This window comes from Azospirillum sp. TSO5 (genome assembly GCF_003116065.1).
GTDB lineage: Bacteria > Pseudomonadota > Alphaproteobacteria > Azospirillales > Azospirillaceae > Azospirillum.
The window spans coordinates 100,732-115,722 of record NZ_LGQY01000028.1; the positions used below are offsets into that span (position 1 = coordinate 100,732).

At 68.1% G+C, this 14,991-nt stretch carries 11 protein-coding genes; 7 read left to right on the forward strand and 4 right to left on the reverse strand.

Annotated features, from left to right (window positions below; translation table 11 throughout):
- Positions 1-17: 17 nt before the first annotated feature.
- Positions 18-788, reverse strand: a complete 771-nt coding sequence (locus tag TSO5_RS08105; RefSeq protein WP_109151116.1) for an FCD domain-containing protein — start codon at positions 786-788, stop codon at positions 18-20.
- A gap of 479 nt (positions 789-1,267) precedes the next feature.
- Between TSO5_RS08105 and TSO5_RS08110 the strand changes: the two genes are divergently transcribed.
- The 6 genes from TSO5_RS08110 (at position 1,268) to TSO5_RS08135 (ending at position 9,107) form a co-directional block, all read left to right on the forward strand.
- Positions 1,268-2,944, forward strand: coding sequence for an L-lactate permease (locus TSO5_RS08110; protein WP_109151117.1), 1,677 nt, complete (start codon positions 1,268-1,270; stop codon positions 2,942-2,944).
- A gap of 49 nt (positions 2,945-2,993) precedes the next feature.
- On the forward strand, positions 2,994-5,864 hold the full coding sequence (locus tag TSO5_RS08115; protein WP_109151118.1) for an FAD-binding and (Fe-S)-binding domain-containing protein: 2,871 nt from the start codon (positions 2,994-2,996) through the stop codon (positions 5,862-5,864).
- Positions 5,865-6,034: 170 nt separating this feature from the next.
- Positions 6,035-6,784 carry a (Fe-S)-binding protein gene (locus tag TSO5_RS08120; protein ID WP_109151119.1) on the forward strand — a complete coding sequence of 250 codons (750 nt, stop codon included), beginning with the start codon at positions 6,035-6,037 and terminating at the stop codon, positions 6,782-6,784.
- A complete protein-coding gene (locus TSO5_RS08125) occupies positions 6,774-8,198 on the forward strand; it encodes a LutB/LldF family L-lactate oxidation iron-sulfur protein (protein WP_109151120.1) in 1,425 nt (474 codons plus the stop codon). Before TSO5_RS08120 ends, TSO5_RS08125 begins: the two co-directional genes overlap by 11 nt.
- Positions 8,191-8,853, forward strand: coding sequence for a lactate utilization protein (locus tag TSO5_RS08130; protein ID WP_109151121.1), 663 nt, complete (start codon positions 8,191-8,193; stop codon positions 8,851-8,853). The genes TSO5_RS08125 and TSO5_RS08130 overlap by 8 nt, the downstream gene beginning before the upstream one ends.
- On the forward strand, positions 8,850-9,107 hold the full coding sequence (locus TSO5_RS08135) for a hypothetical protein (RefSeq protein WP_109151122.1): 258 nt from the start codon (positions 8,850-8,852) through the stop codon (positions 9,105-9,107). Before TSO5_RS08130 ends, TSO5_RS08135 begins: the two co-directional genes overlap by 4 nt.
- Here the strand turns inward: TSO5_RS08135 and TSO5_RS08140 are convergent.
- Positions 9,050-10,351 carry a D-amino acid dehydrogenase gene (locus TSO5_RS08140; RefSeq protein WP_109151123.1) on the reverse strand — a complete coding sequence of 434 codons (1,302 nt, stop codon included), beginning with the start codon at positions 10,349-10,351 and terminating at the stop codon, positions 9,050-9,052. The two genes, TSO5_RS08135 and TSO5_RS08140, sit on opposite strands and share 58 nt — an antisense overlap.
- Before the next feature lie 330 nt (positions 10,352-10,681).
- On the opposite strand from TSO5_RS08140, the gene TSO5_RS08150 reads away from it, so the two are divergent.
- Positions 10,682-12,253 (forward strand): sigma-54-dependent transcriptional regulator, encoded by a 1,572-nt coding sequence (locus TSO5_RS08150; RefSeq protein ID WP_247870642.1) that lies wholly within the window; start codon positions 10,682-10,684, stop codon positions 12,251-12,253.
- Between the two features lie 21 nt (positions 12,254-12,274).
- On the opposite strand, the gene TSO5_RS08155 is transcribed toward TSO5_RS08150, so the two are convergent.
- Both TSO5_RS08155 and TSO5_RS08160 read right to left on the reverse strand, forming a co-directional pair.
- Positions 12,275-13,087: an MJ0042-type zinc finger domain-containing protein gene (locus TSO5_RS08155; RefSeq protein WP_109151124.1), complete on the reverse strand. Its 813-nt coding sequence runs from the start codon at positions 13,085-13,087 to the stop codon at positions 12,275-12,277.
- Between the two features lie 134 nt (positions 13,088-13,221).
- Positions 13,222-14,871 carry an electron transfer flavoprotein-ubiquinone oxidoreductase gene (locus TSO5_RS08160; RefSeq protein WP_109151125.1) on the reverse strand — a complete coding sequence of 550 codons (1,650 nt, stop codon included), beginning with the start codon at positions 14,869-14,871 and terminating at the stop codon, positions 13,222-13,224.
- Positions 14,872-14,991: the final 120 nt, after the last annotated feature.

The window sequence follows — 14,991 nt, forward strand, 5'->3', positions numbered from 1 at the left end:
AGGAGGCGCCCCCCCCTTCATGCTCCGCTGTCGATCAGGTCGGTGCGTCCGATCCGCCGCAACGAGACCTGGACGCGGGCGTTGTGCTCGCGGATCTCGCGCAGGGTCTGCAGCGTGAATTCCACATGGGCCTCGGCCGCCGCTCTGGCCGCCGCCGCGTCGCCGGCCAGAACCGCGTTGGCGATGGCGAGATGCTGTTGCAGCAGCAGCTCACGCACGCCCGGCCGGGAGTAGAGGTCGGTGCGGTTGTAGAACACGTCGTTGCGCAGCAGGTCGGACAGCGTCCGCATGATGTGCAGCATGACGACGTTGTGCGCCGCCTCGTAGATCGCCAGATGAAGGTCGGCGTCCGAGTCCGCCTCCTCCGAGCTGTCGTCCTTGCCATGGGCGGTCTGCATGCGGGCGACGATGGTGCGGATGCTGTCGCGGTCGAGGTCGGTCGCCCGCTGGGCCGCCAACCCGGCCGCCGCCACCTCGATGGAGCGGCGGAACTCCAGATAGTCGAAGGACGCGTCCGGCTTGTTGCGCATCAGCGTCATCAGCGGATCGGCGATCTGCGCCAGGAAGGTGGCGACATGGGTGCCGCTGCGCCCAGTGACCAGCAGGCCACGCTCCTCCAGCTTGGCGATGGCGTCGCGCAGCGACGGGCGCGACACGTCCAGCTTCACCGCCAGTTCGCGTTCCGCCAGCAGCTTCTCGCCGGGGCGCAAAGCGCCTTCCAGGATCAACCGCTCCAGATGCTCGGCAATGGCATCGGCCAGCTTGGCCGGTTTGATCGTCCCCTGCATTGGGTAGGCGGCCTCTCCCTGCACGTCTTGATCCTCTTCAATACCGATGGACGGAACAGGCGTCCAGAGCAGTGGCTGACCGGCAACGTCGCACCCCCCTACCAAAGTGGGCCGCTTGGCAAACGATTCAGCCGTTGCACAGTCTGGTAAAATATTTTATCCAAGCTCCACCGTATGGATAAGAGATGTCCACCGCTTCCCGAATGGCAAGGGGTCTTCCCCAAGCTTGACCGGGGCGGAAGGTGCATCCACACGTACCGGGATAGGACGGACCAAGCCCCACAAGGGCACATCCGCACCGCGAGCATCGGGGCCGCAAGACCCCGGCGGCGGTGAACGCCTCCGCTTTGCCGAACGTCCAGCCTTCCCCCGCGCCTCCCTTCAGGATGCGGGCAGGCCGGGTGCAGCCAAATGCGGCCAGCCTTCTCCCGGGACACCGTTCGGACCGACATCACTCCCCGAGAAGGAGACCCCCGAGGATGACCTGGTCGCAAGTCTACGACCCTATGAACAACATCTGGCTGTCGACGCTGTTCGCGTCGCTGCCGGTCCTGGTGATGCTGGGCGGTCTCGGCATCTTCCACATGAAGGCGCACCGCGCGGCCCTGCTGGGCCTGGCGACCGCGCTGGCGGTGGCCGTCGCCGTGTTCGGCATGCCGGTGGCGATGGCGGGAAAGACCGCGCTGATGGGTGCGGCTTATGGCCTGCTGCCGATCGGCTGGATCGTCGTCAACATCATCTTCCTCTACCACCTGACCGAGCAGCGCGGGCAGTTCAAGATCCTGCAGGAAAGCATCACCGGCATCACCAACGACCGCCGGCTCCAGCTTCTGCTGATCGCCTTCTGCTTCGGCGCCTTCTTCGAAGGAGCGGCCGGCTTCGGCACGCCGGTCGCCGTGACCGGCGCCATGCTGATCGGGCTGGGCTTCACCCCGCTGGCGGCGTCCGGCCTGTCGCTGATCGCCAACACCGCCCCGGTCGCCTATGGCGCGCTCGGCACGCCGGTGCTGGCGCTGGCCGCGGTCACCGGCCTGCCGCTGCTGGACCTGTCGGCGATGATCGGCCGGCAGCTGCCCTTCTTCTCCGTCCTGGTTCCTTTCTGGCTGATCATCGCCTTCGCCGGCTGGCGCGGCATGATCCAGATCTGGCCGGCCATCCTGGTCGCCGGCGTGTCCTTCGCCGTCCCGCAGTTTGTGGTGTCGAACTATCACGGCCCCTGGCTGGTGGACGTCGCCGCGGCCATCGTCTCGCTGGTCTCGCTCACCCTGTTCCTGAAGGTCTGGCACCCGAAGACCATCTGGCACACCGCGGGCGGAGCGTCCGCGCTCACGCAGGGTGTCGGCGCCGCCGTGGTCGAGGGCGAGGCGCGCCGCAGCCACGGCTACAGCGCCGCCGAGGTCCGCCGCGCCTGGATGCCCTGGGCGATCCTCAGCATCCTGGTCTTCCTGTGGGGCATCCCGGAGGTCAAGGCCTTCCTCGACGGCGTATCGATCCTCAAGTTCCCGATCGACGGCCTGCACAACATGGTGATGCGCGTTCCGCCGGTGGTGGCCAAGCCCCATCCGGAGGCCGCCGTCTACGTCCTGAACTGGCTGTCGGCGACCGGCACCGGCATCTTCATCGCCGCCGTCATCTCCGGCTTCCTGATGGGCTATTCGCCGGTCGAGATGGTGAAGACCTACGGCCGCACCCTCTACGCCATCCGCAACTCGCTGCTGACCATCTCGGCGATGCTGGCGCTGGGCTACACCACCCGCTATTCGGGTCTGGACACCACGCTGGGCCTCGCCTTCGCCAACTCCGGGTTCCTCTACCCGTTCTTCGGCACCTTCCTGGGCTGGCTGGGCGTGGCGTTGACCGGGTCGGACACGGCGTCCAACGTGCTGTTCGGCAGCCTGCAGAAGGTGTCGTCGGAACAGCTGGGCCTGCCGCCGGTGCTGATGGCCGCCGCCAACAGCTCGGGCGGCGTGATGGGCAAGATGATCGACGCCCAGAGCATCGTCGTCGCCGCCGTCGCCACCAAGTGGCATGGGCATGAGGGCAAGATCCTGCGCTTCGTCATCTGGCACTCGCTGGCGCTGACGGCGCTGGTCGGCCTGCTGATCATGGCCCAGGCCTATCTGTGGCCCTTCACCCAGATGGTGATCGGCCGCTAAGGCCGGTTCCTCCCGCCACCTCCCCCACCACCAGCAGGAAGCGCCGCCGATGCCGTCCCTCCCCCTGGCCGCCCCCTACGACCGCGTGCTGGCCGAGCTTCAGGCCGTCATTCCCGAAGCCCGGCTGGTGACCGACCCGCTGCGCACGCTGGCCTACGGCACCGACGCCAGCTTCTACCGGCTGATCCCGAAGATCGTCGCGCTGGTGGAGACGGAGGAGGAGGTGGTGCGGCTGCTGCGCATCACCCGCGGCCATACGGTGCCGGTGACCTTCCGCGCCGCCGGCACCAGCCTGTCGGGGCAGGCGGTCAGCGACAGCGTGCTGGTGGTGCTGGGGGACGGCTGGCGCGGTTGCAGCATCGGTCCAGGGGCCGCCACCGTCACCCTGCAGCCCGGCGTGATCGGGGCGGAGGCGAACCGGCGGCTGGCCCCGCTGGGGCGCAAGATCGGCCCCGATCCGGCCTCCATCGCCACCGCCAAGATCGGCGGCATCGCCGCCAACAACGCCAGCGGCATGTGCTGCGGCACCGCGCAGAACAGCTACCGCACGCTGGAGTCGATGCGGCTGGTTCTGGCCGACGGCACGGTGCTGGACACCGCCGACGCAGCCAGCCGTAGCCGCTTCCGCGACAGCCACGCCGCGCTGCTCGGCCGGCTGGCCGATCTCGGCGCCCGCACCCGCGCCGACGAGGCGCTGGCCGGCCGCATCCGCGACAAGTTCCGCATCAAGAACACCACCGGCTACAGCCTGAACGCGCTGGTGGACTACGAGGACCCGGTCGACATCCTCCAACACCTGATGATCGGGTCGGAGGGGACGCTCGGCTTCATCTCCGCCATCACGTTGCGCACCGTGCCGGAGCATCCGCACAAGGCCAGCGCCCTGCTGTTCTTCCCCGACATCGGCGAGGCCTGCCATGCCGTGTCCTTGCTGAAAGCGGCACCGGTCGATGCGGCGGAGCTGATGGACCGCGCCTCCCTCCGCTCGATCCAGGACAAGCCGGGCATGCCGCCGCAGATCCGCGGCTTCGGCCCCGAGGTGGCGGCGGTTCTGGTGGAGACCCGTGCCGAGAGTGCGGCGGCGCTGGAGGCCAATGTGGCGGGGATCGCCAGAGTTCTGGCCGACTGCGTCACCATCGGCGACACCGGCTTCACCACTGACGCCAAGGCCTGCGAAGGCTTCTGGAAGATCCGCAAGGGCCTGTTCCCGGCGGTCGGCGCCATCCGCCAGACCGGCACCACCGTCATCATCGAGGACGTCGCCTTCCCCCTGCCCCGGCTGGCCGAAGCGACGCGCGAGCTGCAGGAACTGTTCGTCCGCCACGGCTATCACGAGGCGATCATCTTCGGCCACGCGCTGGAAGGAAACCTGCACTTCGTCTTCACCCAGGCCTTCGACACCCAGGAGGAGATCGACCGCTACCGCCGCTTCATGGACGATGTCGCCGTGCTGGTGGTCACCCGCTATGACGGCTCGCTGAAGGCGGAGCACGGCACCGGCCGCAACATGGCCCCCTTCGTCGAGATGGAATGGGGTCCGCAAGCCTATGGACTGATGAAGGAGATCAAGGGGCTGTTCGACCCCGACGGGCTGCTGAACCCCGGCGTCATCCTGAACGGCGACCCGCAGGCCCATCTGAAGAACCTGAAGCCGCTGCCGCCCGCCGACCCGCTGGTCGACACCTGCATCGAGTGCGGATTCTGCGAGCCGACCTGCCCCTCCCACCGCTTCACCCTGTCACCGCGTCAGCGCATCGTCGGCCGGCGCGAGATGGCACGGCTGGCGGCGGCCGGCGACGATGCCGGGCGTCTGGCGGAAATCAGCGCCGCCTATGAGTATCAGGGCATCGATACCTGCGCGGCTTGCGGCCTGTGCGCCACCGCCTGTCCGGTGGGGATCGAGACCGGGCTTCTGATCAAATCCATGCGCGGCGAGCGGCGCGGGGCCATGGCCCGTAAGGCGGGGACGCTGGTCGCCGACCACATGGAAGGCACGCTGGGCCTCGCCCGCACCGGCCTGCGTCTGGCCGACCTCGCCCGCCGCACCATCGGCCATGGCGCCACCCAGGCGGCAGCCCGTGTGCTGACCGGCGGCAACCTGCCGGTGCTGCCGCGCAATATGCCGACCGCCGCGACCTTCTCGCCGCACCCCGACGCGCTTGGCATGGATGACGTACCGACCGTGGTCTACGCCCCCAGCTGCGTCAGCCGGACCATGGGACCCGCGGCGACCGATCCGCAGCAGCGCCCGCTTCCACAGGTGGTGGAGTCGGTGATGCGCAAGGCCGGCTTCCGCATCCTCTATCCGGAGGCGGCGGATGGCCAGTGCTGCGGCATGCCGCTGGAGAGCAAGGGGCTGATCGAAGCCGCCGACGCCAAGGCCGACGCCATGCTGGCGGCCCTGTCGAAGGCGAGCCGAGGCGGCCGGTATCCGGTGGTGATGGACACCAGCCCTTGCGCCCTGCGCCTTAAGAAGCGCCTGACCGACGCGGGCCTGCGCATCCTCGACGTGGCGGAGTTCCTGAGCGAGTTCGCCCTGCCGCGCCTGGACATCGCCAAGACGGCGGAGCCGGTGATGCTGCACCTGACCTGCTCGACCCGCCGGATGGGGCTGGACGGTGCCCTGACCGCGGTGGCGAAAGCCTGCGCCGAGACGGTGGTGGTGCCGCCCGACGTCGGCTGCTGCGGCTTCGCCGGCGACAAGGGCTTCACCACGCCGGAACTGAACGCCCACGCACTGCGCCACTTGCCGGCATCGGTGCCGGAGGGCTGCGCGTCGGGCTATTCCACCAGCCGCACCTGCGAGATCGGCCTGTCCGACAAAGCGGGCGTGCCCTACCGGTCGATCGTCTATCTGGTCGACGCCTGCGCCACGGCGAAGGTGGTGGAGAAGGCTCGGGTGGCGGAGGTGGCTTTCTGAGCGATGATTCATGAACGCGCCGATGCCCCCTCCCTAACCCTCCCCCGCCTTTGGCGGTGGAGGGGACTGCCGCCGCCTCGCGGAAGGCACCCCCTCCCGCGAAGCGGGGGAGGGTTGGGGAGGGGGCACCGACACCAAGCCATAAGAAGACTCCGCTGAGGAAACCACCAATGCCCGCCACCCCCAAACCCACCCGCGTCTATTACTTCGGCACCTGCCTGGTCGACCTGTTCTTCCCCGACGCCGGGATGGCCGGGATCGAGCTTCTGCAATCCCAGGGCCTGACCGTCGTCTTCCCCCAGGGGCAGAGCTGTTGCGGCCAGCCTGCCTACAACTCCGGCTACCGCGCCGATGCCCTGAAGGTTGCCCGCGCGCAGCTGGACCTGTTCCCCGGCGACGATCCCATCGTCGTGCCGTCGGGCTCCTGCGCCGGCATGATGAAGAAGCACTGGCCCGACCTGTTCCGCGGCGAGCCGGACGAAGCGAAGGCGGTGCAGGTGGCGTCCCGCGTGTGGGAGCTGACCCAGTTCCTGGTCCATGTGCTGGACGTCCAACTCACCGACAAGGGCGAGCCGGTGCGCGTCACCTGGCATGCCTCCTGCCATGCTCAGCGCGAGATGGGCGTGGTGGAGGAGCCGAAGGCGCTGCTGCGCCAGCTTGCCAATGTCGAACTGGTGGAGTTGAAGCGGGAGAAGGAATGCTGCGGCTTCGGCGGCACCTTCGCCGTGCGTCATCCGGAGATCTCCGCCGCGATGGTCGGCGACAAGGTGGCGGACATCGAGGGCACCGGCGCCGCCCGCGTGGTGTCGGGCGATTGCGGGTGCCTGTTGAACATCACCGGCGCGCTGGAAGCCGGAGCCAAGGCCGCGCGCGGCCAGCACATCGCCCAGTTCCTGAAGGAGCGCATCCATGGACGGTAACGCACCGGATTTCGCCGCCGCCTCGCGCGCGGCGCTGGCCGACCCGCAGCTGCGCGGCAATTTCCGCCGCGCTATGGACGGGCTGATGACCAAGCGCGCCGCCCAGTTCTCTGACGCGGGCGAATGGCATGGCGTGCGGGCGCTGGCCGCCTCGGTCCGGCTGCGCGCCCTGTCGAAGCTGCCGGAACTGCTGGAAAAGCTGGAGGAGAACTGCACCCGCAACGGCATCACCGTCCACTGGGCCGCCACGACGGACGAGGCCAACGCCATCGCGCTCGACATCCTGCACAAGGCCAACGCCAAGCTGGTGGTCAAGGGCAAGTCGATGGTGACGGAGGAGATGCACCTGAATGCCGTGCTGGAAAAGGACGGTATCGAGGTGCTGGAAAGCGATCTCGGCGAATACATCGTGCAGCTGGACGGCACCATGCCGTCGCACATCATCATGCCGGCGATCCACCTGAACACCAAACAGATCGCTCATCTGTTCAAGCGCAAGATCAAGGATGCCGAAAGCCGGGAGGACGCGGCCTATCTGACCGACCTCGCCCGCCGTGTGCTGCGCGCCAAGTTCCAGGCCGCCGACGTCGGCATGTCCGGCGTCAACGCGGCGGTGGCGGAGACCGGTACCCTCTGCCTGATCGAAAACGAGGGCAACGGCCGCATGTGCACCACGGTGCCGCCGGTCCACATCGCCTTCATGGGGCTGGAAAAGGTGGTGGAAAAGCTGGAGGACGTGCCGCCGGTCATCAGCCTGCTGCCTCGCTCCGCCACCGGCCAGCCGATCACCACCTACGTCAACATGATCTCCGGCCCGCGCAAGGACGGCGAGAAGGACGGCCCGCGCGAGGTGCATCTGGTCATCCTCGACAATGGCCGATCCAGCATCTACGCCGACCCGGAACTGCGCGACACGCTGCGCTGCATCCGCTGCGGCGCCTGCATGAACCATTGCCCGGTCTACACCCAGGTCGGCGGCCATGCCTATGAGGCGCCCTATCCCGGCCCGATCGGCAAGATCCTGGTGCCGCAGATCGAAGGGCTGGCCAAGCGCGGCGCCATGCCCCACGCCTGCACCATGTGCAACGCCTGTGTCGAGATCTGCCCGGTGAAGATCCCCATCGTCGAGATCATGGGACGCTTGCGGGTGGAAGCGGTGAAGCCTGGTGGGGCGGTGAAGGATGGCGGTGCCAAGGCCAGCCGTGCGGAATCGATGGTGTGGAGCGGCTGGGCGGCGATGAACGCCTCCCCAACCGCCTACCGCATCGCCACGCTGGCAATGAGCAAACTCGGCAACGCGGCGCCGGCTTCGCTGCCCATGCTGAAGGAGTGGACGAACGTCCGCACCAAGCCGCGCTTCGCCGGCCGCACCCTGCACGACCTCGCCCGCGCCAAGGGGATTCCCGATGTCTGACGCCCGCAACTCGATCCTGACGAAGCTGCGCGCCACCCGCGACGCCCATCCGCTGACACCGCCCCCGTCGGACTTCGCGCCGATCGAGGCGAAGCACTGGGCGGAGGAGGAGCGCCTGCCCCGCATTCGCCGCCTGATGGAGGCGGTGCATACGGAGTTCCTCGACGCGACGGAGGCCGACTGGCCGGTGGTGCTGCGGGAGTTCCTGGAGCGGGAGGGTGTGGGGTCGCTGCTCTACGCTCCGGCGACGGAGGCGGGGAAGCGGCTGGTCGAAGGGTGGGGCGCTGCCTCCACCACCCTCATCCCCTACGACCGCCCTCTCGAAGACATCAAGCCCCAGCTGTTCGAGTCCATCGAGGCCGGCCTGACCACCACCCGTGGCGCCATCGCCGAGACCGGAAGCCTGATCCTGTGGCCGACGGCGGACGAGCCGCGCACCCTCTCGCTCGTCCCGCACATCCACATCGCAATCCTGCGCACCGACGCCCTCTACGACACCTTCCTACAGGCGATGCGCGAGCAGGGATGGGCGCAGGCGATGCCGACCAACGCGCTGCTGGTGTCCGGCCCCAGCAAGACCGCCGACATCGAGCAGACGCTGGCCTACGGCGTCCACGGCCCGAAGCGGCTGATCGTGCTGGTGGTCCATCCATGACCACCCGCCCAACCAACGAGCCGGCAGCCCGCCTCTACGAGGCGATCCTGCATCTCAGGCGCCTCGGCCACCGGGTGGAGAAAAGCGAAGGGCGGCGCGGGCGACATCGGCTGGATGGGGCCGAGATCACCGACGCCGCCCTTCTGGAGCTGGCGATGACCCGCGTCCGCCGGGCGGCGCGGGTATCGTATTCGGATCAGGCAGGACGGACGGCGGCCGGACGGGACACCGCCACCGTCGGCTGGCGGCCGTAGCGCTCGACGCTCAGCCCGTCCATGTCGATCTCGGTCCGGCGGCCGCTGACCACGTCGGCCAGCACGCGGGCGGAGCCGGCGGACATGGTCCAGCCCAGCGTGCCGTGGCCGGTGTTGAGATACAGGTTGCGGATATGGGTCGGCCCCAGGATCGGCGTGCCGTCCGGCGTGTTCGGGCGCAGGCCGGTCCAGAACTCTGCCTTCGACAGGTCGCCGCCGTTGGGGAACAGGTCGCTGACCACATGGTCCAGCAGCCCGCGGCGGCTCTCGCGCAGGGTCAGGTCGAATCCGGACAGCTCCGCCGTGCCGCCGACGCGGATGCGGTCGCCGAGCCGGGTGACGGCGATCTTGTGCGTCTCGTCCATCACCGTCGATTCCGGCGCGTGGGCGGCGTCGGTGATCGGCAGGGTCAACGAATAGCCCTTCACCGGATAGACCGGCAGGTCGATGCCCAGCGGCTTCACCAGCTTGGGCGAATAGCTGCCCATGGCGACGATGTAGCTGTCGGCGGTCAGCGTGCCCTGGTCGGTCAGCACGCCAGTGATCTTGCGACCGTCGCTCTCCAGGCCGCGGATGGAGACGCCGTAACGGAACTCCACCCCACGCTTGGCGGCATAGGCGGCCAGCTTGTTGGTGAACTGGAAGCAGTCGCCGGTCTCGTCGCCCGGCAGGTGCAGCGCGCCGACCAGCTTGTCCTTCACATGGGCTAGCGCCGGCTCGACCGAGGTCAGGCCGTCGCGATCGAACAGGCTGTAGGGAACGCCATAACGCTCCAGCACCGCCATGTCGTAGCCGGCGGCGTCCATCTGCTTCTGGGTGCGGAAAACCTGGAGCGTGCCCTGGGTGCGCTCGTCATAGGTGATGCCGGTCTCGGCGCGCAGAGCCTTCAGGCAGTCGCGGCTGTATTCGGCGACGCGGACCATGCGGCTCTTGTTCAGCTGGTAGCTCGCCTCGTTGGCGTTGGCCAGCAGCTTCAGGCACCAGGACCACATCGCCGGATCCAGCTTCGGCCGGATCACCAGCGGCGAATGCTTCATCATCATCCACTTGGCGGCCTTCAGCATCAGCCCCGGCGCCGCCCAGGGAGCGGAATAGCCCGGCGACACCTCGCCCGCGTTGGCGTAGCTGGTCTCCAGCGCCGGGCCGGCCTGACGGTCGATGACGGTCACCTCATGCCCGGCGCGCGCCAGATAATAGGCGGTGGTGACACCGATGACGCCGCTGCCCAGAACGATCACGCGCATGAGACTGGCTCCCAAGGGGATGGATGACTTCGCTTGGGGAAGTGGATCGCAAACTGTGTGCCAGACGGGAAAATGGCGGATTTGCTGAGGTGCGGGGGGGAGGGGTGGGGCGTGGAGTGTATGCAGATGTTTACAGCATGAGGGGTTTTTGGACGCAGAGTGTTGGAAATCATGGAATTTTTGCAGTGTAAAGATTTTGATACGGCGTAATGATGCGTGTACAGTGGGTGCCGGGAGCCCCCTCCCTAACCCTCCCCCGCTGGCGCGGGAGAGGGAACTGCCGCCGCTTCGCATAAGGCACCCTCTCCCGCGGAGCGGGGGAGGGCTGGGGTGGGGGCAATCGACACCTCCCACTCCGAACGCTCCACCCGCATGCGCATCGAAGTCACCTTCACCGACCGCGTCGGTATCGCCCATGAGATCCTCGCCGTGCTGGCGCTGCGCCGCCTGAACGTCGTCGGCGTCGAGGTCGACCCGCCGCTGATCCACATCGACGCTCCCGGCCTCGATCCGGCGGCGCTGCCGGCCCTGTCCGACGCGCTGCGCACCATCGCCGGGGTGCGATCGGTGGCAGCCATCGACATGCTGCCGGGCACACGGCGGCGGCTGCATCTGGATGCGCTGCTCGCCGCCCTGCCCGACCCGGTGCTGGCGGTGGACCGTACCGGGCGTGTCGTGGTGGCGAGCACCGCCGCGGCCCAGGTCGCGGGATTGCCGGAGTCGCGCCTCGCCGGGCTTGATATTGGCGAACTCTTCGGCGAACCGGGGTTGACGCGCGAACTGACCACCGGCGGCTTCCGCATGTCGGGCCGCGAGGTGACGCTGAACGGCCAGCCCTTCCTGCTGGAGGTGACGCCCATCGTCGATGTCGAGGCGGCGGGCGCCGTCATCACCCTGTTCACCCCATCACGTCTGGGCGAACGGCTCGATGCCATCCAGAATTTCGATGAGGGCGGCTTCGACCGCATCCTCGGCGAGTCGCCGCCGGTCAGGGCGCTGAAGGCACGTGCCGCGCGGGTCGCCGCGATGGAGGCGCCACTGTTGATCCTGGGCGAGACCGGCACCGGCAAGGAGCTGATCGCCCATGCCTGCCACCGCGCCAGCCCGCGCCGCGACAAGCCCTTCCTGGCGCTGAACTGCGCCGCCGTGCCGGAGAATCTGGCGGAGAGCGAACTGTTCGGCTACGCCCCCGGCTCCTTCACCGGGGCGCAGCGCGGCGGCAAGCCCGGTCTGCTGGAACTCGCCCATGGCGGCACGGTGTTCCTCGACGAGATCGGCGAGATGTCGGCCTATCTCCAGGCCAAGCTGCTGCGCTTCCTCAATGACGGCAGCTTCCGCCGGGTGGGCGGCGAGCGCGAGCAGAAGGTGGATGTCCGCGTCATCAGCGCCACCCACCGCTCGCTGGAGGCGATGGTCGCCGACCACAGCTTCCGCGAGGATCTGTTCTACCGCCTGAACGTGCTGTCGCTGAGCGTCCCGCCCTTGCGCGAGCGCGGCCATGACATCCTGCTGCTGGCCCGCCATTTCATCGCCCGCGCCGCCGCGCAGGCCCGCCGACCGCCCGGTCGTTTGACTCCGGCGGCGGCGGCGGCGCTGCTCGCCAACCGCTGGCCCGGCAATGTGCGCCAGTTGGAGAACGTCATCTTCCGCGCCATGACCATGAGCGACGGCGGCGCACTGGACGCCGCAGACCTGGAATTGGCCGGTGCCGGCATGCAGTCGGCCGGGGTGCCGGCGGAAGAGGCGGATAGTTGGGAGGACGCGGTGGAGGGGTTCGAGCGGACGTTGCTGCGCCGGCTCTATCCGCGCTTTCCGTCCAGCCGCAAGCTGGCGGCGCGGCTGAACACCTCGCACACGATGATCGCCAACAAGCTGCGGAAATACGGCATTCCGGAGCGGTGACCCACCGGTCAGGGGTACGGGTCAGTGGCCGCTGGCGTGCCCCGGTGCCTTGGCCGGAGCGGCATGGCTGTCCGCCGCCGGCTTGGCGTGGCCGGCTGCCTTCTCCGGGGCCTTCTCGGCCGGTTTCTCGGCAGCAGGGGGTTCCAGGCCGGGGGGCGGACCGCCGAAGGTGATGGTCACCTCGGTCACCGGGCCGGGATCGGGCTGGCTGTGGTGGAAGTTCGCCGATGCGCCGGGGCCGAGCGTCTCGGCCGACGGCTCGATGGTCCAGCTCTGCAGCAGCTTGTGCTCGGGACCGAAGGTGATGACGCGCAGCGGCGGCAGGGTGCGCTCGACCTCGGTGCTGTTGGCGACCTCGCCGTCGAGCAGCAGAACGGTGGTTCCGCCCTCGATCTTCTGTTCGGAACGAATGTTGCGCAACTCCAGCCCGAAGCCCGGCGGCTCGGCCGGCATGCCGAGGGTGTCATAGAGCAATGCTGCGGGCGGCCAGCTGCGAACAATGGCGTCGCGGCCGAAATAGGCGCCGGCAGCGACCCCGGCAACCAGCAATCCCAGCAGGGCGAAACCGATCACCGTGCTGCGCGCCGGCTTGGCGCGCGGGGCCTTCGGCGGCTTGACCTTGGTCTTGGCGGCAGTCTTCGCGGCAGGCTTGGTGGGATTGGCCGGCCGGATTTCCGTCAGGGCGTCCGGAACCACCTCATCGGGTTCCGGCCGATCGGGCATCTGCCACCAAGTGTGGCCGCAGCGGGCGCAGCGAACCTTCCGGCCGTCCTGGCCGAGCGACTCGTCGGACAGGGTGTAGCGCGTCGAGCAGGTCGGACAGGAAACGATCATCGCGCCGTCGCAGAAAGGTTACCCCCTGCCTTATAGATAGGAGTGGCCCCCGGCGCAACCGACACCCGACTGTCGGCCTTGCCCCCTCCCCAACCCTCCCCCGCTCACGCGGGAGAGGGAGAGACAAAAGCGCCTTACATGCCACCCGGATAGTTCGGGCCCCCGCCGCCTTCCGGCACGACCCAGTTGATGTTCTGGGTGGGGTCCTTGATGTCGCAGGTCTTGCAGTGAACGCAGTTCTGCGCGTTGATTTGCAGGCGCGGATCGCTGCCGTCGTCGTTGCGGACGATTTCGTACACGCCGGCCGGGCAATAGCGCTGCTCCGGCGCGTCGTAGAGCGCCAGATTGACGCTGATCGGGACCGATTTGTCCTTCAGCGTCAGGTGCGGCGGCTGGTCTTCCTCATGGTTGGTGTTGGAGAGGTAGACCGAGGACAGGCGGTCAAAGCTGACCTTGCCGTCCGGCTTGGGGTAGGCGATCTTCGGCGCCTCGCTGGCCTTCACCAGGGTGGTGTGGTCGGCGTGGTGTTTCAGCGTCCAGGGCGACTTGCCCTTCAGCGCCGTCTCGTAAGCGGCATTGGCCAGACCGGCCCACAGGCCCTTCTGGAAGCCGGGGCGGATGTTGCGCACCGCGTAAAGTTCCGGCCAGACCCAGGACTGCTTCAGCCGCTCCGGATAGGCGATGACCTCCGGGCCATTGTCGTTGCCGCCGGTCAGGTGGTCGAACACCGCCTCGGCCGCGACCATGCCCGACTTCATGGCGGTGTGGTTGCCCTTGATCTTCGGCACGTTCAGGAAGCCGGCACCATCGCCGATCAGGAGGCCGCCGGGGAAGGTCAGCTTCGGGATCGACTGGAAGCCGCCTTCCGACAGGGCGCGGGCGCCATAGGCCAGACGTCGGCCGCCCTCAAAGGTCTGGCGGATCGCCGGATGGGTCTTGTAGCGCTGGAACTCCTCGAACGGGCTCATGTGCGGGTTCCAGTAGTCGAGGCCGACGACGAAGCCGACCGACACCAGATTCCCTTCCATGTGATACAGCCACGACCCGCCATAGGTCTTGGGGTCCATCGGCCAGCCGATGGTGTGGACGATCAGGCCCGGCTTCGACTGCGACGGGTCGACCTCCCACAGCTCCTTGATGCCGATGCCGTAGGTCTGCGGCTGGCAATCGCGGCGCAGGTCGAACTTCTCGAACAGGGTCTTGGTCAGCGAGCCGCGGCAGCCCTCGGCAAAGATGGTCTGCTTGGCGTGCAGTTCCATGCCCGGCGTGTAGTTGCCGGTCTTCTCGCCGTCCTTGCCGATGCCCATGTCGCCGGTGGCGACACCCTTCACCGCACCCTTGTCGTCATACAGCACCTCGGCCGCGGCGAAGCCGGGGTAAATCTCCACCCCCAACTCCTCGGCCTGAGTCGCCATCCAGCGGGCCAGATTGCCCAGGCTGATGATGTAGTTGCCGTGGTTGTTCATCTGCGGCGGGGCGAAGGGCGACTTGTAGGCCTTCGTTTCCGTCAGGAAGAGGAAATGATCCTCTTGAGCCTTGGTGGTGAGGGGAGCGCCCTTTTCCTTCCAGTCCGGGATCAGCTCGTCCAGCGCATGCGGCTCGAAGACGGCGCCGGACAGCAGGTGGGCGCCCACCTCCGACCCCTTCTCGATCACGCAGACGCTAAGCTCCTGGCCGCTTTCGACCGCGCGCTGCCGCAGGCGGATCGCCGCACTCAGGCCCGACGGGCCGGCGCCGACGATCAGAACATCGTATTCCATGACCTCGCGCGGTTCGCGTTCCATCACCACACTCCCCCACCGTCTTGTTTTGGTACTGTTTCCCTCGGGACGCCCTATGGTGTTTTGCGGGCGCGTGCTTGTAGCACGGTTTGCGCCGCACCCAAATTGGGTATCTGGACATGT